The following is a 25,334-nucleotide window of genomic DNA, read 5'->3' on the forward strand; positions in this document are numbered from 1 at the left end:
TGGGCGACTGGCCATGACCGATCTGAACATCGATGCGATTTCGGCGATGGACGCCGTTGAGATTTCGCGCCGTCTCTCCGGCCCGGCCGAGGAGCGGAGCGCCTTTATCCATATCGCCGCCGAAGCCGGGGTAGCCGATGCGCAGGCGCTCTACGGGCAGTTGCTGCTCGACGGCGATGGCGTGCCGCGTGATCAGCAGGATGCCGTTCGCTGGTTCGATCGTGCCGCGCGGCAGGGGCACGTCATGGCGATGAACATGATGGGGCGCTGCTACGATCTCGGCTGGGGCGTCCCCATCGACAAAGTGCGCGCCGCGCAGTGGTTCAAGGCCGCTTCGGATCGTGGTCTCGAATGGGGCATGTATAATTATGCGACAGCCCTGACGCTCGGTGCGGGCGTTCCAGAGGATCGTCCGGAGGCCCTCGCGCTGTTCCGCAAGGCGGCGGCGATGGGCAATGCCAAGGCGACCAATTATGTCGGCAGTTTCTATGAGGATGGCTGGGCCGTCGATCGCGACATGGCCGAAGCCGCCCGCCTCTACGCCGTCGCGGCCGAAGGTGGCGATTTCCGCGGTCAGTTCAATCATGCCCGCATGCTGATCGAAGCCGGCGATCATGAAGCGGCCGAACATTGGCTCGCCGAAGCTCGTAAAACGGCGACCCCGGCCTTCGCGGCGAAAGCGCGCGGTTTCCTTCTGAGCGCGACCAACGATCGCGTTCGACAGTTGGCGAAGCTCTTCGCCTGATCCGGCGTCAACGCACGCGTTGCAGGTTGAGGAAGGCGGCGATCGCGTCTGCCGCGCGGTCGGATGCTCGCTGGGTAGAATCGGTGTCGAACGTATCGCGGATTGCGACATGTTGTGCCGGCGTGAACGCGTCGTGGGTGGCGATGGCGTTAGCGATCGCGTCGGCGATGTGCGTGGGTTCGTCGATGACGGGGCCGAGCGCCCAATGCGCATAATTGGCGTCGCCGCGCCAATCCCGCCGTCCGCTGTTCACAAACAGGGCAGGCCGGGGCGTGCGGAGGAATTCGTAGATCTGGCTGCTGACGTCGCCGACATATATGTCCGCGGTGGACGTATAGGTCATGTCGATCAGGCGATCGCTGCCCGTGTCGACAAATACGTTGGGCAGGTCGGCATAGGGCGCCAGTGCGGCTTCGAACCTTCTCCGGCTCTTGCGATCATCACACAGGCGGATGTGGGGCGCCACGATCAGATTGTATCGACCATCGCTGGCCACCCGATCGACAATCGTCGGTCCGTGCCGCCACCAGGAGCCCAACTCCCGCGAGAAGTGCGGATTGTAGAGCACGATCGGCCGTCGATCGGCGAACGGCGTCCAACTGGCCGAGCGCAGTCGATCCGCCGCATCGAACTTCGGATAGCCCACGATCGCATAATGACCCGACTTGATGAGCCCGGCATCGAGCATGCGGCGCTCCTGCTTCCTGCCCGCCAGCAATGCGAAATCGAACAGGGCTATGCGTGGATCATACCCAACCGCGCGATCGCCCGCACCATGATCGGTATGGATCAGCTTGGGTTGCGTGACGCCGAAGCGCCGCAATAGCGTCGATGTGCGTTCGGGCAGGGCGATGGCGGTGTATTGGTCAAGCCGGCGTCGGGCGTGGAACAGCGTCAGCGCTTTCGGCGGAATGGCGCTCTGCCGCAGGTTCGCCAGCGTTCCGAGAAAAGGGGAGCCGATATTCTCGAACCGGAGCAAGCGATGTGTCGCCTTGTCCGTCAGCCGTTGAGCGAGGGCCAGATGCTGATCCGAAGGCGACACTATGTCGACGCCGATATGCCAGCTTCGCGCGAGGCTTTCCGCGATCGAGATGCCATGCAGAAGCTGATGCGCCTGCGCGTTGAACAGAAACGCGATCCGCGGCGCGCGATCGAGAGCGAGGGCATCACCATTCGCTGAAAATCCCGCCATTTCGTGCCGCATGTTCGCGCCTCAAAGCCTTGAGACGGCGGCGACCCTCGAAACCCGCACCTTGGTTCGCGACGGTAGCGGGTGAACCGGGAATTTCTCACTCACATCGTCAAGTGCGGATTTGCGATGGCCGCGGCGTCTAGCCTCCCATGTTGGGGAGAAGTCGAATGGCACGCGTTCCTACCATTCACGCAGCGAAGGCCTGGTGCTGATGCGGCCCCGCAGCCTTGTATTTCACATCGCCGCGATCATCGTCGAACAGGCGACGGTTGTGCTCGTCCCGGCTTTCTGCGTGTGGTGGGCTATCGTAAGCCTTGGCGGTTCGCACGCCGTTGCAGCGATCTTCGCGCTGTCAGTGGGCTTCATTGTATGGGCAGTGGTTTGGAGCGCCGCGGAAATCGCTGATCCTTGAGGACAACGGCCGCCGGGGTGTGGCAGTCGCAGTCCTCGATCAACCCAAAGTGATGGAGCTGTGCACGAGCGACGAGCGCACTCTCATGATAGTTCGGCAATTCGACACCCAGTCCATCTGGCTGCAGGGGAATCGGTTAAGCGGCAACCGAGCACCAATATTAGGCGGCGTTACGTGGTAAGCGTAATAGACTTAGTTCGATGGAAAAGATCCTCACCGCGAGGCCGAGAATCTCGCGGTGAGATGGACAACCAACCGAAGAACTTCTGGCACAGTGCCTTAAGCATCTTGCCGATGAACTATGAACTAACGACAAAATTATCGGCGTGATTCGAATCCAGTATCCCCGACCATTTATTCCTGTCGAATCAGTCGATCGGCGGGAGGCCATCCATGATCGCGGTGAGCGCGAGGACCGTCTGGGCCTCCATCGCGCTATGGCCCGCATTGGTGATGACGAAGCTTTCCGGGGTCGCGCCGTTCGCCGCCATCGCGTCGATAAGGCGTGACGCCTGGGTCAACGGGCAGACCTGATCGAAGCGGCCGTGGACGATATGGGTCGGGATGTTCGCGATCCGGCCGACATTGTCGACGATGTAGCGCGGCGCGACGAACAGCTCGTTGGCGAAGAAATGCGCTTCGATCTGCGCGAAACACAGCGCGAAATTTGCCTCGCCGAACTTGCCGGGATCGCTTTCCTTGGGGATCATGTTGGAGATCGTCCCCTCCCACACCGACCAGGCGAGCGCGGCCTTCAGCTGACGCGCGCGATCGGCATCGTTCTGCGGGACCATGTCGAAGATCGCCTTGTACGCCGCCATCATGTCGGCGCGATCGGGCTCGGCGATCGTCTCGACGAACGCCTTCCATTCGTCGGGATAGGTGACGTAGCTGCCCGGTTCGGTGAGCGCGAAGGGCTGCGCGGCGTAGGTCGCGGCGTTGCCCTGATACATGTAGAGCAGGTCTTCGCGTTCGCCCAGGAAGATGCCGCGCAGGATCAACGTCGCGACATCGTCCGGATGTCGGATCGCATAGATCAAGGCGAGCGTGCTGCCCCAACTGCCGCCGAAGACATGCATCTTGCCGGTGATGCCGAGCGCGTGGCGCAATTTGCGGATATCGTCGACCAGATCGTCGGTCGTGTTGCGGGTCAGCGCGATATCGGGGCCGTCGGTGGCGACCGTAGGCTCGCTTTTGCCACACCCGCGCTGATCGAACAGGATGATGCGATAGCGCGTCGGATCGAAGAAGCGCGCCATCGCCGGCGCGCAGGCGCCGCCCGGGCCGCCGTGGAGGAACATGACGGGCTCACCTGCCGGATCGCCATATTCCTCCCAGTAGAGCCTGTGGTCCGGATCATGATCGACCTGCAGCAGCCCCGATCGATTGGCGTCTGCGAGCGGATAGGCCCACTCGTCCTCCACCGTGCTGGTCGACTGGAGCCTGGAAAGATCGATCATCGCGTCACAGGCCCATGATCGTGTCGAAGTCGCTCGCCGAATGGCGTTCGCGCAGGAACTCGCCGGGCTTGTCGGACGCGCGATTGACCACGCGGCCGCGCTTCACCGCGGGCCGCGCGCCGATCTCGTCGGTCCAGCGGGTGAGGTGGGGATAGTCGGTCAGGCTCAGGAATTCCTGCGCGCCATAAGCACCGCCGAACAGACCGCCGCCATACCAGGGCCAGATCGCCATGTCGGCGATCGTGTAATCGTCGCCGGCGATGAAGCGGCGATCGGCCAGGACGGTGTCGAGGACGTGCAACTGGCGCTTCGTCTCCATCGCATAGCGATCGATCGCATATTCGATCTTGAACGGCGCATAAGCATAGAAATGGCCGAAGCCGCCGCCGACGAAGGGTGCCGATCCCATCTGCCACATCAGCCAGTTGATCGTCTCCGCACGCTGCGGCTGAGTGGTGGGCAGGAAGGCGCCGAACTTTTCGGCAAGGTGGATCAGCATCGATCCGCTTTCGAACAGCCGGATCGGCACGTCGCCCGATCGATCGATCATCGCGGGGATCTTAGAATTGGGATTGATGTCGACGAAGCCGCTGCCGAACTGATCGCCCTTGAAGATCTCGATCAGCCAGGCGTCATATTCGGCGCCGGTGTGGCCGGCGGCGAGCAGCTCTTCGAGCAGGATCGTCACCTTCTGCCCGTTGGGCGTGCCGAGCGAGTAGAGCTGGAACGGATGATCGCCGACGGGCAGGTCGGCGTCATGGGTCGCGCCCGAAACGGGGCGGTTGACGTTCGCGAACTGCCCACCATTGCCCTTGGCCCAGGTCCAGACCTTCGGCGGGACATAATCGGCGGGCTGGTTTGCGGGCGTATCGGCTGCGTCGGCCATCTGTTGCTCCATCGAAAGGATCGGGAGCAATCTGGGGACCGGCCGGCGCGTTTCAACCAGCTTGAGGAAAGATCGTCAGTCCGCCCAGACGAGCGTGCCGGCGCCGCGCTTCGTGAAGGCTTCGATCAGCATGGCGTGCGGTACGCGCCCGTCCAGGATGACGGCCGCCTCGACCCCGCCCTGGACCGCGTCCACGCAGGTTTCGAGCTTGGGGATCATGCCGCCCTGGATCGTGCCGTCCTGCTGGAGCAGGCTGATTTGCGCCGGCGTGAGATCGCGGATGAGCTGCTTTTCCTTGTCGAGCACGCCCGCGACGTCGGTCAGCAGGAACAGGCGCGTGGCGCCCAGCGCGATCGCGATCGCGCCCGCCATCGTGTCGGCGTTGATATTGTAGGTTTCGCCGTCGGTGCCGATCGCGATCGGGGCGATGACGGGAATCATGCCAGCCTTCGAAATCGTGTCGATCACGCGCCGATCGATATCGGCGGGGGTGCCGACGAAACCGAGATCGACGGTGGGATGCTTGACCTTGTCGGCGACGACCAGGCGCCCGTCCTTGCCCGACAGGCCCACCGCGCGGCCGCCGGCCTGCGCGATCCAAGACACGATTTCCTTGTTGATCGATCCGCACAGCACCATTTCGGCGATGCGCGCGGTTTCGGCGTCGGTGACGCGCAGCCCGTCGACGAAGTGGCTTTCGACGCCCATCGTCTTGAGCATCTTGCCGATCTGCGGCCCGCCGCCGTGAACGACCACGGCGTTGATGCCGACGGCCTTCAACAGCGTCACATCCTCGGCGAAATCACGCGCCGCCTCCGGATCGCCCATCGCGTGGCCGCCATATTTCACGACGAAAGTCTCACCGGCATAACGCTGCATGAAAGGCAGCGCTTCGGTGAGCGTCTCTGCCTTGGCGAGCAATGCAGGATCGGGGGCGTGGTTGTTCGTCATGATCGCGCCCTTAGCGGAGGGGAATGACAGTCACAACTATTCGCCTCCCCCTCGTCATTGCGAGGAGCCGTAGGCGACGAGTCTCTCCAGTGCGGGCTTGGATTGAGTGGGGTTTAGGCTGCCTTGCCGTCGAGCTTTCGCCCCATTGCCACGAACAGCGTGATCAGCGGCGGCACCAGCACGATCGACAGGACGACCTTGGTCAGCATCTGCCCGGCCATCAGCTCCATGATCGGGCGTTCGCCGTAGAAGCTGATCGTGATGAACAGGACGGTGTCGATGATCTGGCTGACGACGCTGGCGATCATGCCGCGCAGCCAGACGAGCCGGCCCGCCCCCTCGCTTGCCTTCAGCTTCGAGAAGATCAAGACGTTGAGCGTTTGCGACGTGCCATAGCTGATCAGCCCCGCGATCATCATGCGCGCACCCTGGCCGACCACGATCGGAAAGGCATCGATCGCGGGCGGATACATGCCCGGATCGGTGGGAAGCGCGAGGACGAGCTGGATCAAAGCCGCCGACACGATCAGCGGCAGGAAGCCCCAGCGGACCATCGAATCGGCGGTTTCGCGGCCATGTAGCTCGGCGATTGCGCTGCCCATGATGACGAGCAGCAGGAAGCCGAAGATGCCCGCTTCGACCGCGAGCGGGCCGAGCGCGACCTGCTTGACCCCCAGCACCCCCGATATGCACACCATGCCCCCGTAGAAGAGCGCGAAGACGAATAGCGAGCGGGGGAAGGCCGGTGCGGCGGGCGAAGTCTGCATCGATCCACGCTAACGGCTTTTGCGCGTGCGTCAAACAGGCGCTTGACCAAGCGGGCGGCGCGGGCAAGGTGGCGCTTTCCCCGGGGACATTCGCGACCAGATGACCAAGATCCTGACCGGCCTTGCCGGCATCCTCCTGATCCTGCTGATCGCGGTCGCCCTGTCTTCGGACCGCAAGGCGATCCGGCTGCGCGTGGTGGGCTCGGCCTTTGCGCTGCAGGCGGGGATCGCGGTGCTGGTGCTGTACGTGCCGTGGGGACGTGCCGTGCTCGAATGGCTGTCGGGCGGCGTCGCCAACCTGCTCGGCTATGCGCAGGCGGGCACGGACTTCCTGTTCGGTCCGCTCGCCAAGCCCGAGATCGGCGGGCACAGCTTCGCGCTGGCGGCGCTGCCGGTGATCATCTTCTTCGCCGCGCTCGTCTCGATCCTCTATTATCTGCGCATCATGCCCGCGGTGATCCGCTGGGTCGGCGGCGCGATCGAAAAGGTGATCGGCGTCTCGAAGGTCGAATCCTTGTGTGCCGCCGCCAACGTCTTCGTCGGGCAGAGTGAATCGCCGCTGGTGATCCGCCCCTATCTCGCCGCGCTCAAGCCACATGCTCTGTTCGCGATCATGACGTCGGGCATGGCGGGCGTCGCGGGCACGATCCTGGCGGCTTATGCGTCGATGGGGATCAGCATCGATCTGCTGCTTGCCGCCAGCTTCATGTCGGCGCCGGGCGCGCTGTTGATGGCCAAGATCATCATGCCCGATCCGCGCGAACCCGCCGGCGAACTGCCGCTGGGCGACGATGTCGAGATCGCCGCACTCGCAGCCGCCGAAGCACATGAAGAAGATGCGCGCGCCGAAAATATCATCATGGCCGCGTCGCAGGGCGCGCAGACCGGCGTGAAGATCGCGGTTGCGGTGGGTGCGATGGTGCTCGCCTTCGTAGCGCTGATGGCGCTGGCCAACGGCATCCTCGGCGGGATCGGCGGGTGGATCGGCATGCCGGGGCTCAGCTTCCAGCAGATCCTGGGCTTCATCTTCGCGCCGATCATGTACCTGCTCAACGTGCCCTGGGATCAGGCGCAGGCGGTGGGCGGGCTGTTCGGCGAGAAGATCGTCCTCAACGAGTTCGTCGCCTACATCCATCTCGGCACGCTGCAGGCGCAGCTGTCGCCACACAGCGTCGCGGTGGCGACTTTCGCGCTCTGCGGCTTCGCCAACTTCTCGTCGATCGCGATCCAGATGGCGGCGACGGGCAGCCTGGCGCCCAACCAGCGACCGATGATCGCCAAGCTGGGCATCAAGGCGCTGGTGGCGGGCAGCCTCGCCAATCTGATGTCGGCCGCGCTCGCCGGGCTGTTGCTGCCGGGCTGACACCAAAAGCCGTCTGCCGCGTTGATCCGCCTACGTAACGGATCAGGAGACGTGCGATGAAGGCTTGGACAGCAGCAGGGATGGCGATGCTGGCATCGGCCCCGGCGATGGCGGCGCCATCGGCCTGGACCTCGGTGTTCGTGCAGGGCGTCCACGAATATCGCGTCGGATCGACCGGCGCGCGCGCCGACAATATGACGATCAACTGCCCGATCGAAGGATCGCCGACCATGTCGGTGCTGATCAACGGCACGCTGCCGCCGGAGGGCGAGCAGGTCGGCTTCCGCGCGGCGGGGCAGAGCTTCGCGTTTCGCACCAACGACAATGGCACGATGCGGATCGACGATCGCGATCGCAGCGCGACCTTCGCCCGCTTCTGGCGCGCGGTGCGGGCCGGATCGACCCTGACCGTCAGCTTCATCAACGGCGCGGTCGCCAATCTGCCGCTGAGCGGCAGCGCCAAGGCTTTGCCGGCTCTGCCGTGCAGCGGTCGCCCGCTGCCCGACGCGAAGCACAAGATCCGGCTCTGAGCCCTGCTTAGAGTGAGGGGACCGGCTCGGGGCCGCTATAATCGTAGAAGCCCTTGCCGGTCTTCCGGCCGAGCCAGCCGGCTTCGACCAGCTTCGCCAGGATCGGGGCGGGGCGATATTTCGGGTCACCGAAGTCGGCCTGGAACACGCGCAGGATCTCCAGCAGCGTGTCGAGGCCGATCAGGTCGGCCAGCGTCAGCGGACCCATCGGGTGGCCGAGGCCGAGCTTCACGCCGGTATCGATATCGGGGATCGACGCCAGCCCTTCTCCCACGGCGAAGAATGCTTCGTTGAGCAGTGGCAGCAGGATGCGGTTGACGACGAAGCCGGGGCTATCCTTAGCTACGATCGTCTGCTTGCCGGTCGCCTTGCCGAAGGCGCGCGCGATTTCGACGGTGGCGTCGCTGGTCGCGATGCCGCGGATCAGTTCGAGCAGCGGCATCAGCGGCACGGGATTGAAGAAGTGCATCCCGATGAAGCGCGCCGGATCGATCGATGCCTGTGCGAGACGGGTGATCGAGATCGACGAGGTGTTGCTGGCGAGAACCGCGTCAGCGCGCAGCACCTTGCCGATATTCTCGAAGATCGCGCGCTTCACCTGCTCGCGCTCGGTCGCGGCTTCGATGATGATGTCGGCCGCTGACATCGCGGAGAGATCGCCGACCGGATCGATCAGCGCGATCGCGGCATCGCGTGCGGACGCCTCCAGCTTGCCCTTTTCGACCTGCTTGGTCAGCACCTTGGCGATACCGTCGCGGCCCTTGGTGGCAAGCTCGACCGACATGTCGGACAGGATGACCTTCAGCCCCGCCTGGGCCGCGATCTGCGCGATGCCCGCGCCCATCTGCCCCGCGCCCACGACGCCGATCACCTTCATGCCCGATCCCCTTGCTGAAACCCAAAGATTGCGGCTGCTCTATCGGCGCGGGTCGGACCCCGCAACGCCCCATTCGGCCAAAACGCCTGCATCCTGCTCGGCGGACATGCGCGCCGTCCGCTCGGCGGCGAAGCGGGCGGGGTCGAGCCGCGACAGCGCCCAGATGGCGGAACCGCGCACGGCAGGATCGGGATCGTCGAGCAGAGCGGTGACCGGCGCCGTCAGCGACGGCAGCGCGCTGTTGCCCGCGGCGATCGCGGCGTTGCGGACCATCCGGTCGCGCCCGATCCGCTTGATCGGCGAACCCGCAAAGATCTGGCGAAAATCGGCAGCGGACAAGGCGAGCAGATCGACCAGTTCGGGGGCCGCCAGTTCGGCGCGGGCGGCGAAGGCGCGATTGGCGGCGCCGGCCTGCGCGAACTTGTTCCACGGGCAGGCCGCCAGGCAATCGTCGCAGCCATAGATGTGGTTGCCGATGCCGGTGCGCAGATCGGCCGGGATCGGCCCCTTATGCTCGATCGTGAGGTAGGAGATGCAGCGGCGCGCATCGACGACATAGGGGTGCGGAAAGGCGTCGGTCGGGCAGGCGCGCTGGCAGGCGTCGCACGATCCGCACCGATCGGGTTCGGGCAGGTCGGGCGGCAGATCGAGCGACGTCATGATCGCGCCGAGGAACAGCCAGCTGCCATGTTCGCGGCTGACGAGGTTGCTGTGCTTGCCCTGCCAGCCCAGACCCGCCGCCGCCGATAGCGGCTTCTCCATCACCGGCGCGGTATCGACGAAGACCTTCAGTTCACCGCCCGCGCGGTCGACGAGCCAGCGGGCGAGCGCCTTGAGCGCCTTCTTGACCACGTCATGATAGTCGCCGCCCTGCGCATAGACCGAGATGCGGCCTACGCCGGGTTCGGTGGCGAGGCGCATCGGATCCTCACGCGGCGCATAGCTCATGCCCAGCATGATCAGCGATCGGGAGGCGGGCCACAGCCCCTGCGGGCGGGCGCGCTCGCCCTTGCGCGCCTCCATCCATTCCATCGAACCGTGCGCGCCGCTTTCGAGCCATTCGTCGAGGCGAGCGGCGCTTTCGGGCGCGGCATCGGCCGCCGCGAAGCCGCACGCGACGAAGCCGAGCCGTGTGGCTTCGGCGCGGATCGCCTCGCGCAGCTCTGTGGGATCCTCGGGCGCCATTGCGCGCCTATAGGCGAATGCGGTTGCGATCGTAACCTTTGGCGCGATTGATGCGTATCTGTTGCGACACCATGTTGGGGGTGAGGAGTGCGCATATGTTGATCGACCGCAGGACGCTGATCGGATCGGGAATGGCGACGGCCGCGCTGGCACTGATCGGCGCGAACCGGCTGCTCGCGGCCGCCCCCGCCAAGTTTGAGGTGAGCTTCACCGACGCCGAATGGCAGAAGCGTCTGTCGCCGTCGGCCTATAAGGTGCTGCGGCATGAAGCGACCGAGCGGCCGTTTACCAGCGCGCTCCTCACGGAACATCGTGCGGGCGTGTTCGCATGCGCGGGCTGCGCGCTGCCCTTGTTCGGATCGAAGACCAAATATGACAGCGGCACCGGCTGGCCGAGCTTCTACCGGCCTCTGCCCAATGCCATAGGCACCACCACGGACAGCACGCTGGGTATGGAGCGGGTCGAGGTCCATTGCCGCCGTTGTGGCGGGCATCTCGGCCACGTCTTCGACGATGGCCCGCCGCCTACCGGCAAGCGCTATTGCATGAACGGTGTGGCGATGAAGTTTGTGGCGAAGGCCTGACACGCAAGCGTCTGCGGAGCCGTACGCTTCGCAAGGCCGACCGGCCGCCGCGCCCTTATTGGCGCGAAGCCAAAGAGCGCGGATGCGCTCCGCCCGGCGTTTGAGGGCTAAAACAAAGAAAAAACCCGGCCTCCTTTCGGAAGCCGGGCTCTCTCCTATCCCGTAGAAAGCGCGTTGGCGCTTACTGGATACCGTTGAGGTTCACCGCGGCGTACTTGCCGCGACGATCGACCTCGAGTTCGAACTCGAGACGATCACCCTCGTTGAGGTTGGTCATGCCGGCGCGTTCGACGGCCGAAATGTGAACGAAAGCGTCGGGCTGGCCATCGTCGCGCTGAATGAAGCCGAAGCCCTTCATCGCGTTGAAGAACTTGACCGTGCCGGTCGCCTTCTCGCCCGTCAGCTGACGCGACGGGCCACCACGCGGCGCGCCACCGGCGCCACCGAAGCCGCCTTCGCGCGGCTCACGGGGAGCGCGCTCTTCGACTGCCATCGGCTCGCCGTCGATCTTGAGGTCGGTCGCCGAAACGCGGCCGCCACGATCGACCAGGGTGAAGCCGAGCGGCTGACCCTCGGCCAGACCGGTCAGGCCAGCCTGCTCGACAGCCGAGATGTGCACGAACACGTCTTCGCCGCCGTCATCGCGAACCACGAAGCCGAAGCCCTTCTGGCCGTTGAAGAACTTAACGACGCCAGTGCCTTCGCCGATGACCTGTGCGGGCATGCCGCCGCCGCCGCCGCGACCACCGCCGAAGCCGCCACCGCCGCCGCCACGGAAACCGCCGCCGCCGCCACCGCCGAAGCGATCACCGCCGCCGAAGCCGCCGCCACCGCCGAAGCGATCACCGCCGCCGCCGCCGCGATAGCCACCGCCACCGCCGCCGCCGTAGCCACCGCCGCCGCCGAAGCGATCGCCGCCGCCGAAGCCGCCATCGAACCCACCGCCGCCGCCAAAGCCGCCTTCGTCACCAAAGCCGTCGCGCTTGTCCCTGCCGCGCTGACCGCGCCGCCCTCGATCGAAACTCATGCCGTCCAAATCTTCCCGAATCGCGCCCCGAAGCCATCGAAAGACCATCTTGCCGGGCGCGGCAGGTGGGTCTCCCAGCGCGGAAAAGAAGCCGCGCCCAAATGTTGCCATAAAGCAAAATCGGCCTCCCTGCGAGCAGTTTCGGGCTGAACGGATCGGCGATACGGTCGAAACAATGGCCGAAACGAGCGGCTGGAGAGGAATCGTGACGAAATCACGTCGTGCAGCCAAGGTTAAGCCAGGCGGAAAGGCGATGTCGCAAGCATCCGATTCGCGATCCATCCTATTTCGCTTGTGGCGTCCCCTCGCGGCCCCTTAAGCTCCACGCGCATGACCGACATTTTCACCATCCTCGCCGATCCGACCAACCTTGTCGCACTGGCGGCATTGCTGACGATGGAGGTGGTGCTCGGCATCGACAATTTGATCTTCATTTCGATCCTGACCAACAAACTGCCCGAAGCGGTGCGGGGCAAGGCGCGGACGATCGGCATCGGGCTGGCGCTGGGCCTGCGCCTGGTGTTGCTGAGCCTGGTGGCGTTCATCGTCACGCTGACCAAGCCATTGTTCGAGGCGTTCGGCCACGGTTTTTCGTGGCGCGACCTGATCCTGATCGCGGGCGGCCTGTTCCTGGTGTGGAAGGCGACCAAGGAGATTCACCACAGCGTCGACACCGATTCGGATGGCGACATGTTCGATGCGAAGAAGGCGGGCCTGGGCTTTGGCGCGGCGATCTTCCAGATCATCCTGCTCGACCTGGTCTTTTCGATCGATTCGATCATCACCGCGGTCGGCATGACCGAACATGTGCCGATCATGTTCATCGCGGTGATTGCCGCGGTTTCGGTGATGCTGCTCGCGTCCGGCCCGCTGTCGCGCTTCATTGAAAAGAACCCGACGGTGGTGATGCTGGCTCTGGCCTTCCTCTTCATGATCGGCATGACGCTGATCGCCGAAGGCAGCGGCTTTCATGTGCCCAAGGGGTATATCTACGCGGCAATGGCCTTTTCGGCGCTGGTCGAGGCGCTCAACATCTTCGCGCGCAAGCGCCGTGCGAAGGCGGGTTGAGCGCCCGGCTTTACCGGCCTAAGGCGTCACGATGACCGTGTATCTGCATCAGGAGGATCTGCCCGAGGGCGTCCTCGCCCCCGGTCCCATCGCCGTCGATACCGAGACGATGGGCCTGATCACTCCCCGCGACCGGCTGTGCCTGGTCCAGATTTCGGACGGGCAGGGGGACGAGCATCTCGTCCGCTTCGCCGCCGGCAGCGATTATGCCGCGCCCAACCTGCGCGCCGTTCTCGCCGATCCGGAGCGGCTGAAGCTCTATCATTTCGCGCGCTTCGATATCGCGGCGATCCGCCACTATCTCGGCGTCGTCGCGGCCCCGGTCTATTGCACCAAGACCGCGTCGCGCCTGATCCGCACCTATACCGATCGCCACGGCCTCAAGGAGATCGTGCGCGAGCTGCTGGGTCAGGAAATCTCGAAGCAGCAGCAGTCTTCCGATTGGGGCGCCCCCGATCTGAGCGATGCGCAGAAGGATTATGCCGCGTCCGACGTGCGCTATCTCCACGCTCTGCGCGAAAAGCTAGACGAGCGGCTGGCGCGTGAGGGCCGCATGGCGCTGGCGCAGGCCTGTTTCGACTTCCTGCCCGCGCGCGCCGAACTCGATCTCGCCGGCTGGCCAGAGATCGACATCTTCGCGCATGTCTGAGCTCCTTCATGTCTGAGTTGGCCGATCGCGTCCGATCCAGCCGCCAGCTCTGGGCGGCGAGCGGGAGCGGCCATGACCGGCTGATCGCGATCCTGCGACTGGTGCTTCCGGCCGCGATCCTGACGCTGATCCTGCTGCTGGCGCTGGCGCCGTTGACGGTGGGCAAGGATATCAGCTTCGTCCTGTCGAAGGATCGGGTCGAAGTCGCGCGCGAACGGATGCGCGTCACCCGCGCCACCTATCGCGGCGAGGATTCGAAGGGCCAAGCCTTCCAGCTGGTTGCCCAGTCCGCGGTACAGCAAAGCTCGCGCGATCCGGTGGTGCGGCTTCAGACGCTCAAGGCGCAGATCCAGCTGGAGGACGGCCCGGCCACGATCGACGCCGGCCGTGGTCGGTACGACATGGATAATGAGAAGGTGAACGTCGACGGGCCGGTGCTGTTCAGGTCCGCCGACGGCTATACGATGAAGACCCGCGACGTCGGCATCGACATGCAGACGCGCAAGGTGCGCAGCGAAGGCGCGGTCGACGGCACGATGCCGTTGGGTCGCTTCAGCGGCGATCATCTGGAGGCGGACCTCAACAGCCGCGTCGTCGTGCTGAACGGTCATGCGCGCTTGCATATCGTGCAGGGTGGGGCCAAGGCGAAATTGCCGTGAAAAAAGTGCCGGAGACAGGGATGGCAGATCGCGCGATGATTGGGCGGTTGCAGGTGCGTCTTGGTGCGATCCTTCTGCTGGCATGTGCCGGCGGGGCGGCGAACGCGCAGGCGGTGTCGGCCTTGAAGGGCCACAATGCGAACGCGCCGGTCGATTTCTCGGCCGACCGGATCGAATTGCAGGATCGCGCCGATCGCGCGGTGCTGACCGGCAATGTCGACGTGAAGCAGGGTGACATGACGCTGAACGCCGATCGCCTGACGATCGCGTATAGTTCGGCGCAGCAGACCCAGGTCACCCGTATGGACGCCAGCGGCAATGTCGTGCTCAAGAGCGCGAGCGAGACGGCGCGCGCCCAATTCGGCATCTACGATCTGCAGAAGCGGCTTGTGACGATGATCGGCGGCGTGACGCTGACGCGCCCGGGTCAGGGCGACACGAAGGGCGGTCGCCTGGTGCTCAACCTCAACAGCGGTCTCGCGACGATGGACGGTGGCACCGTCGCCGGACAGCGCGGCCGTGTGACGGGGCGCTTCGTCCCGCCGCCCCGGAGCAATTGATTGTCGTGGGGCATCGCCGCCCCACGTTATGCATGAACCCTGCCAGTTTCCTTGTCCGTCGCTTTTCGCTAAGCGTCGCGGCAGGAACGCGCCGTTTGAGGCCCACGCATGAATGATAGCCAGACGATCGACCGCCCCCAGCGCAGTCCCATTGAAGAGGGGATCAGCCGCGGCCTTTCGGTTGTGTCGATCGCCAAATCCTATGACAAAAGGCAGGTGCTGACCGACATCTCGCTCGACGTAGCGCGTGGGGAGGTGGTCGGGCTGCTTGGGCCGAACGGCGCGGGCAAGACGACCTGCTTCTATTCGGTGATGGGGCTGGTGAAGCCCGATGCGGGCCGCATCCTGCTCGACGGCGACGACATCACCACTTTGCCCATGTATCGCCGCGCGATCCTGGGCCTGGGCTATCTGCCGCAGGAAACCTCGATCTTCCGTGGGCTCACCGTCGCGCAGAATATCCGCGCGGTGCTCGAACTGGTCGAGCCCGACAAGACCGCGCGCGAGCCCAAGCTCGAATCGCTGCTCGGCGAATTCCACCTCACCCATCTGCGCGATGCACCGGCGATGGCGCTGTCGGGCGGCGAACGTCGCCGCTGCGAAATCGCGCGCGCGCTGGCGGCCAGCCCCTCGATCATGCTGCTCGACGAGCCTTTCGCGGGGATCGACCCGATCTCGATCGCCGACATTCGCGATCTGGTGAAGGATCTGAAGCGCCGCGACATTGGCGTGCTGATCACCGATCACAATGTCCGCGAGACACTCGACATCGTCGACCGCGCCTGCATCGTCTATGACGGCAAGGTGCTGTTCCAGGGCAGCCCGGCCGAACTGGTCGCCGATCCGAACGTGCGGCGTCTTTATCTGGGCGAGGGCTTCTCGCTCTGACGATGCCACACCCGGTCTGACAGCATATGGCGATCGGACCCCGCCTAGACCTGCGTCAATCCCAATCGCTGGTGATGACGCCGCAGCTCCAGCAGGCGATCAAGCTGCTCGCGCTGTCGAACCTCGAGATCGAGGCGTTCATCGCCGAGGAGATCGAGAAGAACCCGCTGCTCGAAGCGACCGGCACCCGCGACGAGGCGACGCCCGAGCCGGACGGCGGCGACGCGCCTGATGACGATTTCACCTTTGACCCCGCCGATGTCGAGCCGACCGCCGATCGGCTGGTCGAGTTCGGCGACGCGACGACCGACAACCCGCTCGACGTCGATTATGACGCCGAGACCTTCCATCATGACAGCGCGACGGACAGCGTTCGTGGGCAGGATGGTGGGCTGGGCCTCGAAGGCGGTAGTGGCGGATCGGGTGAGGATGCGCCCGACATTGATACCTATGTCGCGGCGACGATCGACCTGCACGAACATCTGGAGCGGCAGGCCGGGGAGCTGCTGGAAGGCGAGGAGTTGACGATCGCCCGCCACCTGATCGACCTGATCGACGATGCGGGCTATTTCACCGGGCAGACGTTCGAGCTTTCGCAGCGACTGGACGTCGCGCTTTATCATGTCGAACGGGTGCTGGGCGTGATCCAGACCTTCGATCCTTCGGGCGTCGGCGCGCGGACGCTCGCCGAATGTATCACGATCCAGGCGAAGGAGGTCGATCGCTACGATCCGGCGATGGCCAAGCTGATCGACAATCTCGACCTGCTGGCGCGCGGCGGCATCCCGCAGCTGCGCCGGCTGTGCGGGGTGGATGAAGAGGACATGGCCGACATGCTGCGCGAACTGCGCGGCTATGATCCGAAACCCGGCCTGCGTTTCGGTGGTGAACCCGCGCAGCCCGTGTCGCCCGACATCTTCATCACGAAGACCAAGGATGGCTGGGCGATCGAACTCAACCGCGCCACCCTTCCCAAGCTGATCGTCGACCGCGATTATTATGCCGAACTGAACTCGGGGGCGGACAAGGGCAGCAAGGCATGGCTGTCCGAATGCCTCGCATCGGCAAACTGGCTGTTGAAGGCGCTCGATCAGCGTGCCCGCACGATCCTCAAGGTCTCGCGCGAGATCGTGAAGCAGCAGGAGGCGTTCTTCCTGAAGGGCGTCGAGCATCTCAAGCCGATGACGCTCAAGACCGTCGCCGACGCGATCGGGATGCACGAATCGACTGTCAGCCGGGTGACGTCGAACAAATATCTGATGTGCGAGCGTGGGCTGCACGAGCTCAAATATTTCTTCACCAGCGGTGTCGCGTCGGCTGATGGGGACGGCGCGGTCTCGGCCGAAGCCGTGAAGAGTCAGATCGCCAAGCTGATCGCGGCCGAGGGCGACGACATATTGTCCGACGACAAACTGGTCGAGCTGCTCAACGCGAAGGGATTCGATCTCGCACGCCGTACCGTCGCCAAATATCGCGAGGCGATCGGCCTCGGCTCATCGGTGCAACGCCGCCGGCAGCGCGCGATGCGCGCTGCCTGACCGGGCTTAGTCGAACAGGCTTGAGACCGAGCTTTCTTCGGACGTCCGCTTGATCGCCTCGCCCAGCAGGGGGGCGATCGTCAGGTGGCGGATCTTGGAAGCGGCGGCGACAGGCTCGGTCGCGCAGATCGAGTCGGTGATGACGAGCTCGGTCAGCGCAGAGCCTTCGACGCGCGCGACCGCACCGCCCGACAACACGCCGTGGCTGACATAGGCGACCACGCCCTCGGCGCCCGCCTGCAGCAAGGCGGCGGCGGCGTTGCAGAGTGTGCCCGCCGAATCGACGATGTCATCGACCAGGATGCAGAAGCGGCCCGAAACATCGCCGATGATGTTCATCACCTCCGATTCGCCGGGGCGCTCGCGGCGCTTGTCGACGATCGCCAGCGGGGCGTTGTCGATGCGCTTGGACAGCGCGCGCGCGCGCACCACGCCGCCGACGTCGGGCGATACGACCATCAGGTTCTTGCCCGCGAAACGCGCGTTGATGTCGGCCGACATCACGGGCGCGGCATAGAGATTGTCGGTCGGGATATCGAAGAAGCCCTGGATCTGCCCGGCGTGCAGATCGACCGAAAGGACGCGGTTGGCGCCCGCCGTCGTCAGCAGGTTGGCGACCAGCTTGGCCGAGATCGGCGTGCGGGGGCCGGGCTTCCGGTCCTGTCGGGCATAGCCGAAATAAGGGATGACGGCGGTGATCCGCTTGGCTGACGAGCGCTTGAGCGCATCGATGCAGATCAGCAATTCCATCAGATTGTCGTTGGCGGGATAGCCGGTCGACTGGATCACGAACACGTCCTCACCGCGGACATTTTCGTGGATCTCGACGAACACTTCCTCATCGGCGAACCGGCGGACGCTCATGTCGGTCAGCGGCATTTCGAGATAGCTCGCAATCGCCTGAGCAAGCGGCAGATTGGAATTGCCGGTGAGCAGCTTCATCGTGTGGAGTCCCCTTCGAACGCGGACCCCTTAAGCGTAACATGCCATTGGGGGAAGGGGGTGGTTGCGAACGCGCGACCAGCCTATGGGCTGACGCGATGATCGTCACCCGTTTCGCTCCTTCGCCCACCGGCCGGCTTCACGTCGGCAATATCCGCGCCGCGCTCCACAACTGGCTGTGGGCGCGACAGCAGGGCGGGTGTTTCCTGCTGCGGCTCGACGATACCGATGCCGAGCGATCGACCGAAGCCTTCGTCGAATCGATCCGCGCCGATCTCGCCTGGCTTGGGCTGGTGCCGGATGGCGAGGCGCGCCAGTCGGATCGCTTCGCGCTGTACGAATCCCGTTTCGAAAAGCTGCGCGCGGCGGGGCGGGTCTATCCCTGCTACGAAACCGCGCAGGAACTCGAACTGCGCCGCAAGGTGCTGGCGGGTCGCGGGCTGCCGCCGGTCTATGATCGCGCGGCACTGTCGCTGACGGCGGAGCAGATCGCAGGGTTCGAGGGGGAGGGGCGCACGCCGCATTGGCGCTTCCTGCTCGATCACGACGCGCCGATCGCGTGGGACGATCTGATCCGCGGGCCGCAGAAGCTCGATCCGAAGCTGCTGTCCGATCCGGTGATCCGCCGCGCCGACGGCAGCTGGCTCTACATGCTTCCTTCGGCGATCGACGATATCGACATGGGCGTCACCCATGTCGTGCGCGGTGAGGACCACGTCACCAACACCGGGCTGCAGCTTCAGATGTTCGCGGCACTGGGGGCGACGCCACCGGCCTTCGCGCATGAGGCGTTGCTGACGGGCAGCGAGGGCAAGCTGTCGAAGCGCCTCGGCGCAACCGACAGCGATGCGTTCCGCGCCGAAGGGATCGAACCGATCGCGATCCTCGCTCTGCTCGCGCGGCTGGGCACGAGCCTGCCGGTCGAACCCGTCACCGATCTCGCGCCGCTGATCGAAAGCTTCGACTTCGCCCGCTTCGGCCGCGCGCCCGCGCGCTTCGATGAGGAGGAGTTGAAGGCGCTCAACGCGCGGATCATCCACGCCCTCGATTACGATGCTGTCGCGGGGCGGATTCCGGTCGGCATCGACCGCGCGGGCTGGGAGGCGATCCGGCCGAACCTGACCACGATCGCCGAGGCGGGCGAATGGTGGGCCGTGGTCGAAGGACCGATCGAGCGCGCAGACGTCTCGGAAGAGGATGCCGCCTATCTCGCGACGGCCGCGCGGGTCGCGAGCGAGATCGACTGGGTCGGCACGCCGTGGAAGGCGCTGACCGCCGCGCTCGGCGCCGAGACAGGCCGCAAGGGCAAGTCGCTGTTCCTGCCATTGCGCCTCGCGCTCACCGGGCGGGAGCATGGTCCAGACATGAACGCCCTGCTTCCGCTGATCGGTCGCGACCGCGCGATCGAGCGGCTGGGCGCTTAACCCCGCCGGCTCGGCTTGCCGAACCGGCTCAAATCAACCGAAGTCCGTAGGACGCGGCGTCGGGGTCGCGACGGAGTCGATCATCCGCTCGATCGATCCGGCGACGAGCAATTCGATCCCCTCGTCGCTGGCGAAGCCGCCATAGACGAGGCAGCGCGCGCGCAGCACCCGGCAGAAGGCATCCCAGATCTTGGGATCGGGCGGGGTCGGGTTGGCCCAGAATTCATCGAGCGGCCCGTCGAAGGTGATGCCTGGGATGTTGTAAACGGCTTCTCCCAGCGCCACGGTGGGGATGCCATTGGCCAGCGACAATGTGCCCGTAGTGCTGTTCACCGTCACCACGCCGATCGAGTTGTTGACCACATCGTTGATGTCGCCGCCGCGGGCGAGGACCAGCCGATCGGCAACGCCGAGCCGCGCGCCTTCGCGCTTCACGAAGCGCGCCCAGCTCGACAGGCCGTTGTCGAGCGGATGCTCCTTGATCAGCAGAAGCGTGTCCTCGGGCGCGAAGCGGGCGAAGCTTTCGATCACATAGCGCGCGCCGGCCTCCATCGAGGAGAAGGGCGAATGGACGCGGATCTGATAATCCGACGTCAGCTGGAGCGGCAGCGCGAAATAGCGTTTGCCAGCGACGGAGGCGATCGCCTGTTCGGCGCGATCCTCGTGCACGCTGCGCAAAGCGAACTGCTTGAGCCAGCCTGCCGCTTCCGCAACCACCCAGCGATCACGATGCGACTTGTAATGCGGAAAGACGACCCGTCCGACATAGGTCTGGAAATAATAGAGGGTGGCTTCGCGTGCGCGGCGGCGGAAGGTGGCGGGAACGGCCGCTTCTTCACCCAGCGGGGGCAGGCGTCGCGCCTCCCGCAGAAACCATTTCGGGTCGCGTGGCAGCGGCGAATGGCCGTTTACGCCATCGCGTTCCAGCGTCACCCAGTGCGGACGGATATAGCCTTCCTCGAACACGTGGACGCGCACGTCGCGACGCTGCGCGAGACCGCGGGCAGCCTGATGCAGCGGGCGACAATCACCGAACAGCACGAGATCGGTGATCGCATGTTCGGCCAGGAAATTGTCGACGAAGCGCGGCCAGCGATCGGGGTCGCCGCGATAGTCGATCGCCTTTTCGGGCCAGGACGCCCGATCGCCACCGTTCAGATTGATGCGGTGGACACGGTGGCCCAGCGCGCGCAGAGATTTGGCGAGGCGAAAGAAGAAGGGGCCGGGCGGGCCCTGCAGGAACAGGAAGCGCTGTTGCGGAGCGACGCCGTGCTTCATGCGCGGGCTCCCGTGCCCTGGACCTTCGCGCGCGGCGGCCAGCCACGCGCAAGGACGCGGCGGGCGCGACCCTGCAGCCGGCGCAGCCGCGTCAGCGGCGTTTCTATCGGTACGGGCTGAGCCGCAAGACGAGCCACCAACAACTCGGGCGAGCAGGGAAGCTTGGTTACGGGATCGAGATAACGAGGGTATTGAATCAACGTCGCCGCCACCAGTTGCATCAATGACAAGGTGCGACCCTCGCGCCGTTCAATGCGGGGGCCGAGGTCGCGCGTCAACCCCCAACCCGCATAGAATGGCTGGCCGTGGGTCACGACCTCGCATCCGCGCATCAATGCCTCAAATCCCGTCAGAGATGTGAGCACATGTACACGCGCGACGTGATCGAGCAGCGCTGCCATCGGGATATCCCGTATCACCATGTCGGCATGAACGAGGATCTCGGCATCCGGGATCCGTCCGCGGCGATGGCCGGCGTCGACATCGGGATGCGGCTTGAAGATCAGGAAGGCGTCGGGCTCGGCTGCGCGCGCGCGGCGAAGCAATTCCAGGTTACTTTCGATCCCGGCGCCGCCCAGCCGCACCGATAGATCGTCCTCGACCTGGCCGGTGACGAGAACAAGTGGCTTCGACGTCACGGGCTTGTCGAAACCCGCGCGACCGCTGGCATATTTGCTCAGACCCGCGTCGACGATCTCGCGCATCAGCCGTTCGGCACGCGCCAGCATCACCGGATCGGTGGTCGGATCGGCGAGCAGGAGTTCGAGTTCGCTCGGCGTTCGCGGATCGAAATGCATGCCGCGCCGGTCGAGGATGATCGAATGCGGCGGATGGCAATCGCTTCCCAGGCCGGAGGAGCGCAGGAAACCGTCCTCGACCGGGATGAGCTGCACCCCGGCCGTGGCGGCCGCGCCGTCGAGGCCGGCGGGCGCTTTGGTGGGCCAGACCGCGATCGCGCCGTGATGGGCGCTCGCGGTCCGCACGGCCATCCTGGCGGACCGTTCGAACGCGAGGCCCGACGTGCCCGGCCACAGCATCCCTTCGACCTCGCGTCGCTTCCAGCCGGCGATGCCGGTGGCGACGGCGAGGCCGCGGTTGCGATCGATCAGGCTGCGCCAGAAGCCGAGCAGCTCGATCGCGGCTTCGACCGCGACGGGGCGGTTGGAGAAGGGATCGCGATAGTCGGCACCCGCGACCAGATGATCGTGGACGAGCCGTTCGAGCGGATCTGGCAGGCCGTCCAAGCCATAATCGGCGAAAAGACCGGGACCGCTCCATTCGACGTCGCGCCCGCGCAACCAGGCGACAAGCCCGCGTTCGTCATGGCCGCCCGCGCGGATCGGCGCGGGATCGTCGGTGATGAACCACGGGTCGTCGGTCGCCGCCCAGAAAGCGCCGCCGATCCGCGCTGCGACGATGGCGTCGATCAGCAGGCGGGCACGGTCGCGTTCCGGCACAGCCAGCTCGGTGCTGCGGGCAAACGACCTCGGCGCGCTAACGCGCGCGATCTCGGCCGATGCCTGCGGGAAGGGCGGCGAACGCAAGAATGCGTGTCTGCGGTCTGGCGCCGACATTCTCTGGTAAATAGACTCTAAGCCACGCCGATCAAAGCCCGATCAGAACGGGACGTCGTCGTCCAGATCGCTTTCGAAAGGATCGGCCTGGCGCTGCGGCTTGGCGGCGCCGCCGCCGCCAGCCGGCGCGCCACGTCCGCCGCCGAATCCACCGCCGCTGCCGCCACCGAAATTGGTGCCGCCAGCATAGCCGCCATCATCGTCGCCCCAGCCACCGCCGGACGATTGGCCGCCGCCGCCATAGCCGCCACCCTGACCACCGCCCTCGGGGCGATCGAGCAGCACCATCACGGCGTTGAAGCCCTGCAGGACCACCTCGGTCGAATAACGCTCCTGGCCTTGGGCATCGGTCCATTTGCGGGTCTGGAGCTGGCCTTCGAGATAGACCTTGCTGCCCTTGCGCAGATACTTTTCGGCGACGCCGGCCAGCGCGTCGTTGAAGATCGCGACCGAATGCCATTCGGTCTTGTCGCGGCGCTCGCCGCTGGCGCGATCCTTCCACTGTTCGGAGGTGGCGACGCGCAGGTTCACGACCTTGCCGCCGTTCTGGAAGCTGCGCGATTCGGGATCGCGGCCCAGATTTCCGACCAGGATCACCTTATTGACGCTGCCTGCCACTTGTATCTCCTAAAGGCCCAAAGCTGTAGCCGCCCAGTATGTAGCGCCTGCCGCGATGTATGCCAGTGCGAAGAGATAGGCGAGCATGAAGCCCGTCCATTTCCACCCGTTCGTCTCGCGCCGGACGACCGCGATCGTCGAGATGCACTGCGGCGCGAATACGAACCAGACGAGGAAGGCGAGCGCGGTCGGCAGTGGCCATCGCCCGCGCAGGCGATCGACGAGCGAGCGCTCCTGCGCCGCCTCATCGCCGTCGGTGATCGCATAGACGGTCGCGAGCGCCGACACCGCCACCTCGCGCGCGGCCATTGCCGGGATCAGCGCGAGCGCGATGTCACGATCGAATCCGATCGGGCGGACGATGGGGGTGATGCCGTTCGCGATCCGTCCGGCGATCGAATAATCGATGGCGGGCTGATCATAGTCGGCAGGCGGCTTGGGATAGGAGACGAGCAGCCACAGGATGACGGTGGTAAAGGCGATGATCGTGCCTGCGCGCTTCAGGAAGATCATAGCACGCGTCCACAGGCCCAGCGCGATGTCGCGCATTGCGGGCGCCTGATATTTGGGCATCTCCATCATGAAGCCCGGCGGCGGCCCCTTGGTCACGGTGCGGCGCAGGACATAGGCGGCCAACATCGCGCCGGCCACGCCCGCAATGTAGAGCGCGAACAGCACCAGACCTTGCAGGCCGATTCCCGGCCCCACGGCCCGATCGGGGATGAAGGCCGCGATCACGACGGCATAGACCGGCAGCCGCGCCGAACAGGTCATCAGCGGCGCGATCAGGATGGTGGTCAGCCGGTCCTTGGGATCGTCGATCGTGCGCGTCGCCATGATACCGGGAATCGCGCAGGCGAAGGAGGAGAGGAGCGGGATGAACGCGCGGCCCGACAGGCCCACCCGCGCCATCAGATGATCCATGATGAAGGCGGCGCGGACCATGTAGCCGGTCGCTTCCAGCAGCAGGATGAAGAAGAACAGGATCAGGATCTGCGGCAGGAACACGACCACAGCGCCCACGCCCGCGATCAGCCCTTCGACGATCAGCGATCGGAAGAAGCCCTCGGGCATCGCGTCGCCGACGATCTCACCGAGCGAAGAGATGCCCGCGTCGATCATGTCTGCGGGCACGCTGGCCCAGCTGAACACCGCCTGGAAAATCAGGAACAGGATGGCCGCGAGCAGGATCGGGCCGATGATCGGGTGCAGCGCGACCGCGTCCGCGCGGTGCGTCCAGCGACGCCGAAAACTTTCCTCGGTGGTCGCGGCGACCGCGATCGCGCGCGCGCGGCGCTGGAGCCCGACGATGTCTTCGTGCAGCACCGCGACATCGCCGCCAGATATGCGCGGACCGGTGGTCGCCAGTTCGCCCACCGCGACCTTGAGTGCGTCGATCCCGCGCTTGCGCACCGCGACCGTCGGGATCACAGGTACGCCGAGTTCCGCCGACAGCTTGGCGACATCGATCTTCAGCCCGTCGCGTTCGGCCATGTCGATCATGTTCAGCGCGACCACGGTCGGCAGGCCCAGCGCGATCAGTTGCAGCGCGAAGCGAAGATGATTGTCGAGGTTGCTCGCATCCATGACGACGATGAGCGCGGAGGGCAGGCGCTCGCCCTCCTGTTTGCCCAGCAAAACGTCGTGGGTGACGGCTTCGTCGGGGCTCGACGGTTCGAGGCTGTAGGTGCCGGGCAGGTCGAGCAGTTCGACCGGGCGGCCATCCTCCAGCGCGAAGCGGCCCGATTTCCGTTCGACGGTGACGCCCGGATAGTTGCCGACCTTCTGGCGAGCGCCGGTCAGGGCGTTGAACAGCGCGCTCTTGCCGGCGTTGGGGTTGCCGACGAGCGCGATCAGCGGAGTGTGGTTCATGATTTGGACGCCGGCTCCACCAGGATCGCGGCGGCTTGCGCACTGCGCAGCGCCACCGTCATGCGGCCGATCCGGCAGGCGATCGGGTCGCGCCCGAACGGCCCCTTGTGCAGCTTTTCCACCGTCACGCCTTCGTCGACGCCCAGTTCGCGCAGACGCCGCCCGTCCTTCTCGGACAGAAGCGACCAGTCGATCGACTGGATCGATCCCTTGTCGCTTATGGGTAGCTGGTCGAGGGTGATGGCAGCATGCGAGGTCATGCTGCGAACCATTATCAATAGCTTG

At 65.3% G+C, this 25,334-nt stretch carries 26 protein-coding genes; 12 read left to right on the forward strand and 14 right to left on the reverse strand.

Translation table 11 applies throughout. The features are described 5' to 3' along the window. Window positions 1–13: 13 nt before the first annotated feature. Complete coding sequence (locus tag FYJ91_RS05790; RefSeq protein ID WP_149521362.1) at window positions 14–745, forward strand: tetratricopeptide repeat protein; 732 nt, start codon at window positions 14–16, stop codon at window positions 743–745. Window positions 746–752: 7 nt separating this feature from the next. Here the strand turns inward: FYJ91_RS05790 and FYJ91_RS05795 are convergent, their stop codons facing one another. Further along, window positions 753–1,949, reverse strand: a complete 1,197-nt coding sequence (locus FYJ91_RS05795) for a CDP-glycerol glycerophosphotransferase family protein (RefSeq protein WP_149521363.1) — start codon at window positions 1,947–1,949, stop codon at window positions 753–755. Window positions 1,950–2,142: 193 nt separating this feature from the next. Here FYJ91_RS05795 and FYJ91_RS05800 point away from each other — a divergent pair, with 193 nt between their 5' ends. Then, window positions 2,143–2,349, forward strand: a complete 207-nt coding sequence (locus FYJ91_RS05800) for a hypothetical protein (protein WP_149521364.1) — start codon at window positions 2,143–2,145, stop codon at window positions 2,347–2,349. 368 nt (window positions 2,350–2,717) lie between these two features. Here FYJ91_RS05800 and pip read toward each other — a convergent pair whose 3' ends face one another. The 4 genes from pip to FYJ91_RS05820 all read right to left on the reverse strand — a co-directional run bounded on the left by pip (window position 2,718) and on the right by FYJ91_RS05820 (window position 6,413). Then, entirely contained in the window at window positions 2,718–3,809 is a 1,092-nt protein-coding gene (gene pip / locus FYJ91_RS05805; RefSeq protein ID WP_219822564.1) for a prolyl aminopeptidase, read from the reverse strand. Window positions 3,810–3,813: 4 nt separating this feature from the next. Continuing rightward, window positions 3,814–4,695 (reverse strand): glutathione-dependent disulfide-bond oxidoreductase, encoded by an 882-nt coding sequence (yghU, locus tag FYJ91_RS05810; protein WP_149521365.1) that lies wholly within the window; start codon window positions 4,693–4,695, stop codon window positions 3,814–3,816. A gap of 75 nt (window positions 4,696–4,770) precedes the next feature. After that, window positions 4,771–5,646, reverse strand: coding sequence for an acetylglutamate kinase (gene argB / locus FYJ91_RS05815; protein ID WP_149521366.1), 876 nt, complete (start codon window positions 5,644–5,646; stop codon window positions 4,771–4,773). Between the two features lie 113 nt (window positions 5,647–5,759). Beyond that, window positions 5,760–6,413, reverse strand: coding sequence for a queuosine precursor transporter (locus tag FYJ91_RS05820; protein WP_149521367.1), 654 nt, complete (start codon window positions 6,411–6,413; stop codon window positions 5,760–5,762). 100 nt (window positions 6,414–6,513) lie between these two features. On the opposite strand from FYJ91_RS05820, the gene FYJ91_RS05825 reads away from it, so the two are divergent. Together FYJ91_RS05825 and FYJ91_RS05830 are read left to right on the forward strand one after the other, a co-directional pair. Continuing rightward, a complete protein-coding gene (locus FYJ91_RS05825) occupies window positions 6,514–7,776 on the forward strand; it encodes a NupC/NupG family nucleoside CNT transporter (RefSeq protein WP_149521368.1) in 1,263 nt (420 codons plus the stop codon). A 56-nt stretch (window positions 7,777–7,832) separates the two neighbouring features. Then, window positions 7,833–8,306: a hypothetical protein gene (locus FYJ91_RS05830; RefSeq protein ID WP_149521369.1), complete on the forward strand. Its 474-nt coding sequence runs from the start codon at window positions 7,833–7,835 to the stop codon at window positions 8,304–8,306. A 7-nt stretch (window positions 8,307–8,313) separates the two neighbouring features. On the opposite strand, the gene FYJ91_RS05835 is transcribed toward FYJ91_RS05830, so the two are convergent. Further along, entirely contained in the window at window positions 8,314–9,183 is an 870-nt protein-coding gene (locus FYJ91_RS05835; RefSeq protein WP_149521370.1) for a 3-hydroxyacyl-CoA dehydrogenase family protein, read from the reverse strand. Between the two features lie 39 nt (window positions 9,184–9,222). Continuing rightward, window positions 9,223–10,368, reverse strand: a complete 1,146-nt coding sequence (gene queG, locus FYJ91_RS05840) for a tRNA epoxyqueuosine(34) reductase QueG (RefSeq protein ID WP_149521371.1) — start codon at window positions 10,366–10,368, stop codon at window positions 9,223–9,225. Window positions 10,369–10,463: 95 nt separating this feature from the next. Between queG and msrB the strand changes: the two genes are divergently transcribed. After that, the gene (gene msrB, locus FYJ91_RS05845; protein WP_149521372.1) at window positions 10,464–10,952 is read left to right on the forward strand and encodes a peptide-methionine (R)-S-oxide reductase MsrB; all 489 of its coding nucleotides are present in this window, start codon (window positions 10,464–10,466) and stop codon (window positions 10,950–10,952) included. A gap of 181 nt (window positions 10,953–11,133) precedes the next feature. Here the strand turns inward: msrB and FYJ91_RS20980 are convergent, their stop codons facing one another. Next, complete coding sequence (locus FYJ91_RS20980; protein WP_149521373.1) at window positions 11,134–11,979, reverse strand: cold-shock protein; 846 nt, start codon at window positions 11,977–11,979, stop codon at window positions 11,134–11,136. A 330-nt stretch (window positions 11,980–12,309) separates the two neighbouring features. Here FYJ91_RS20980 and FYJ91_RS05855 point away from each other — a divergent pair, with 330 nt between their 5' ends. From FYJ91_RS05855 to rpoN, 6 genes are all read left to right on the forward strand, one after another. Then, on the forward strand, window positions 12,310–13,047 hold the full coding sequence (locus tag FYJ91_RS05855) for a TerC family protein (protein WP_149521374.1): 738 nt from the start codon (window positions 12,310–12,312) through the stop codon (window positions 13,045–13,047). A 31-nt stretch (window positions 13,048–13,078) separates the two neighbouring features. Beyond that, complete coding sequence (locus tag FYJ91_RS05860; RefSeq protein WP_149521375.1) at window positions 13,079–13,696, forward strand: ribonuclease D; 618 nt, start codon at window positions 13,079–13,081, stop codon at window positions 13,694–13,696. An 8-nt stretch (window positions 13,697–13,704) separates the two neighbouring features. After that, on the forward strand, window positions 13,705–14,355 hold the full coding sequence (gene lptC / locus FYJ91_RS05865) for an LPS export ABC transporter periplasmic protein LptC (protein ID WP_149521376.1): 651 nt from the start codon (window positions 13,705–13,707) through the stop codon (window positions 14,353–14,355). 20 nt (window positions 14,356–14,375) lie between these two features. Continuing rightward, a complete protein-coding gene (locus FYJ91_RS05870; RefSeq protein WP_246152481.1) occupies window positions 14,376–14,915 on the forward strand; it encodes an LptA/OstA family protein in 540 nt (179 codons plus the stop codon). A 108-nt stretch (window positions 14,916–15,023) separates the two neighbouring features. Continuing rightward, window positions 15,024–15,803, forward strand: coding sequence for an LPS export ABC transporter ATP-binding protein (gene lptB, locus FYJ91_RS05875; RefSeq protein WP_149521377.1), 780 nt, complete (start codon window positions 15,024–15,026; stop codon window positions 15,801–15,803). A gap of 26 nt (window positions 15,804–15,829) precedes the next feature. Then, window positions 15,830–17,341 carry an RNA polymerase factor sigma-54 gene (gene rpoN / locus FYJ91_RS05880; protein WP_149521378.1) on the forward strand — a complete coding sequence of 504 codons (1,512 nt, stop codon included), beginning with the start codon at window positions 15,830–15,832 and terminating at the stop codon, window positions 17,339–17,341. 6 nt (window positions 17,342–17,347) lie between these two features. Here rpoN and FYJ91_RS05885 read toward each other — a convergent pair whose 3' ends face one another. Further along, the gene (locus FYJ91_RS05885; protein ID WP_149521379.1) at window positions 17,348–18,283 is read right to left on the reverse strand and encodes a ribose-phosphate pyrophosphokinase; all 936 of its coding nucleotides are present in this window, start codon (window positions 18,281–18,283) and stop codon (window positions 17,348–17,350) included. A 98-nt stretch (window positions 18,284–18,381) separates the two neighbouring features. On the opposite strand from FYJ91_RS05885, the gene gltX reads away from it, so the two are divergent. Continuing rightward, window positions 18,382–19,707: a glutamate--tRNA ligase gene (gene gltX / locus FYJ91_RS05890; RefSeq protein WP_149521380.1), complete on the forward strand. Its 1,326-nt coding sequence runs from the start codon at window positions 18,382–18,384 to the stop codon at window positions 19,705–19,707. A gap of 33 nt (window positions 19,708–19,740) precedes the next feature. Here the strand turns inward: gltX and FYJ91_RS05895 are convergent, their stop codons facing one another. From FYJ91_RS05895 to FYJ91_RS05915, 5 genes are all read right to left on the reverse strand, one after another. Continuing rightward, window positions 19,741–20,985, reverse strand: a complete 1,245-nt coding sequence (locus FYJ91_RS05895) for a capsule biosynthesis protein (protein ID WP_149521381.1) — start codon at window positions 20,983–20,985, stop codon at window positions 19,741–19,743. After that, window positions 20,982–22,442: a capsular polysaccharide export protein, LipB/KpsS family gene (locus FYJ91_RS05900; protein ID WP_246152483.1), complete on the reverse strand. Its 1,461-nt coding sequence runs from the start codon at window positions 22,440–22,442 to the stop codon at window positions 20,982–20,984. The genes FYJ91_RS05895 and FYJ91_RS05900 overlap by 4 nt, the downstream gene beginning before the upstream one ends. Window positions 22,443–22,601: 159 nt before the next feature. After that, window positions 22,602–23,177 carry a single-stranded DNA-binding protein gene (ssb, locus tag FYJ91_RS05905; RefSeq protein WP_149521383.1) on the reverse strand — a complete coding sequence of 192 codons (576 nt, stop codon included), beginning with the start codon at window positions 23,175–23,177 and terminating at the stop codon, window positions 22,602–22,604. Between the two features lie 9 nt (window positions 23,178–23,186). Further along, window positions 23,187–25,049 (reverse strand): ferrous iron transporter B, encoded by a 1,863-nt coding sequence (gene feoB / locus FYJ91_RS05910; RefSeq protein ID WP_149521384.1) that lies wholly within the window; start codon window positions 25,047–25,049, stop codon window positions 23,187–23,189. Next, window positions 25,046–25,309 (reverse strand): FeoA family protein, encoded by a 264-nt coding sequence (locus FYJ91_RS05915; protein ID WP_149521385.1) that lies wholly within the window; start codon window positions 25,307–25,309, stop codon window positions 25,046–25,048. The genes feoB and FYJ91_RS05915 overlap by 4 nt, the downstream gene beginning before the upstream one ends. Window positions 25,310–25,334 lie beyond the last annotated feature (25 nt).

Origin of the sequence: Sphingomonas montanisoli (assembly GCF_008274695.1) — a bacterium.
GTDB classification, from domain to species: Bacteria; Pseudomonadota; Alphaproteobacteria; order Sphingomonadales; family Sphingomonadaceae; genus Rhizorhabdus; species Rhizorhabdus montanisoli.

What these genes read in the sequence shown, in the direction of transcription:
- FYJ91_RS05855 (WP_149521374.1), top strand. Translation starts at nt 12,310, where the DNA reads ATGACCGACATTTTCACCATCCTCGCCGATCCGACCAACCTTGTCGCA.
- msrB (WP_149521372.1), top strand. Translation starts at nt 10,464, where the DNA reads ATGTTGATCGACCGCAGGACGCTGATCGGATCGGGAATGGCGACGGCC.
- lptC (WP_149521376.1), top strand. Translation starts at nt 13,705, where the DNA reads ATGTCTGAGTTGGCCGATCGCGTCCGATCCAGCCGCCAGCTCTGGGCG.
- lptB (WP_149521377.1), top strand. Translation starts at nt 15,024, where the DNA reads ATGAATGATAGCCAGACGATCGACCGCCCCCAGCGCAGTCCCATTGAA.
- yghU (WP_149521365.1), bottom strand. Translation starts at nt 4,695, where the DNA reads ATGGCCGACGCAGCCGATACGCCCGCAAACCAGCCCGCCGATTATGTC.
- rpoN (WP_149521378.1), top strand. Translation starts at nt 15,830, where the DNA reads ATGGCGATCGGACCCCGCCTAGACCTGCGTCAATCCCAATCGCTGGTG.
- FYJ91_RS05790 (WP_149521362.1), top strand. Translation starts at nt 14, where the DNA reads ATGACCGATCTGAACATCGATGCGATTTCGGCGATGGACGCCGTTGAG.
- FYJ91_RS05915 (WP_149521385.1), bottom strand. Translation starts at nt 25,309, where the DNA reads ATGACCTCGCATGCTGCCATCACCCTCGACCAGCTACCCATAAGCGAC.
- FYJ91_RS20980 (WP_149521373.1), bottom strand. Translation starts at nt 11,979, where the DNA reads ATGAGTTTCGATCGAGGGCGGCGCGGTCAGCGCGGCAGGGACAAGCGC.
- FYJ91_RS05885 (WP_149521379.1), bottom strand. Translation starts at nt 18,283, where the DNA reads ATGAAGCTGCTCACCGGCAATTCCAATCTGCCGCTTGCTCAGGCGATT.
- FYJ91_RS05870 (WP_246152481.1), top strand. Translation starts at nt 14,376, where the DNA reads ATGGCAGATCGCGCGATGATTGGGCGGTTGCAGGTGCGTCTTGGTGCG.
- gltX (WP_149521380.1), top strand. Translation starts at nt 18,382, where the DNA reads ATGATCGTCACCCGTTTCGCTCCTTCGCCCACCGGCCGGCTTCACGTC.
- pip (WP_219822564.1), bottom strand. Translation starts at nt 3,809, where the DNA reads ATGATCGATCTTTCCAGGCTCCAGTCGACCAGCACGGTGGAGGACGAG.
- argB (WP_149521366.1), bottom strand. Translation starts at nt 5,646, where the DNA reads ATGACGAACAACCACGCCCCCGATCCTGCATTGCTCGCCAAGGCAGAG.
- FYJ91_RS05860 (WP_149521375.1), top strand. Translation starts at nt 13,079, where the DNA reads ATGACCGTGTATCTGCATCAGGAGGATCTGCCCGAGGGCGTCCTCGCC.
- FYJ91_RS05830 (WP_149521369.1), top strand. Translation starts at nt 7,833, where the DNA reads ATGAAGGCTTGGACAGCAGCAGGGATGGCGATGCTGGCATCGGCCCCG.
- queG (WP_149521371.1), bottom strand. Translation starts at nt 10,368, where the DNA reads ATGGCGCCCGAGGATCCCACAGAGCTGCGCGAGGCGATCCGCGCCGAA.
- feoB (WP_149521384.1), bottom strand. Translation starts at nt 25,049, where the DNA reads ATGAACCACACTCCGCTGATCGCGCTCGTCGGCAACCCCAACGCCGGC.
- FYJ91_RS05820 (WP_149521367.1), bottom strand. Translation starts at nt 6,413, where the DNA reads ATGCAGACTTCGCCCGCCGCACCGGCCTTCCCCCGCTCGCTATTCGTC.
- FYJ91_RS05835 (WP_149521370.1), bottom strand. Translation starts at nt 9,183, where the DNA reads ATGAAGGTGATCGGCGTCGTGGGCGCGGGGCAGATGGGCGCGGGCATC.
- FYJ91_RS05795 (WP_149521363.1), bottom strand. Translation starts at nt 1,949, where the DNA reads ATGCGGCACGAAATGGCGGGATTTTCAGCGAATGGTGATGCCCTCGCT.
- FYJ91_RS05825 (WP_149521368.1), top strand. Translation starts at nt 6,514, where the DNA reads ATGACCAAGATCCTGACCGGCCTTGCCGGCATCCTCCTGATCCTGCTG.
- FYJ91_RS05895 (WP_149521381.1), bottom strand. Translation starts at nt 20,985, where the DNA reads ATGAAGCACGGCGTCGCTCCGCAACAGCGCTTCCTGTTCCTGCAGGGC.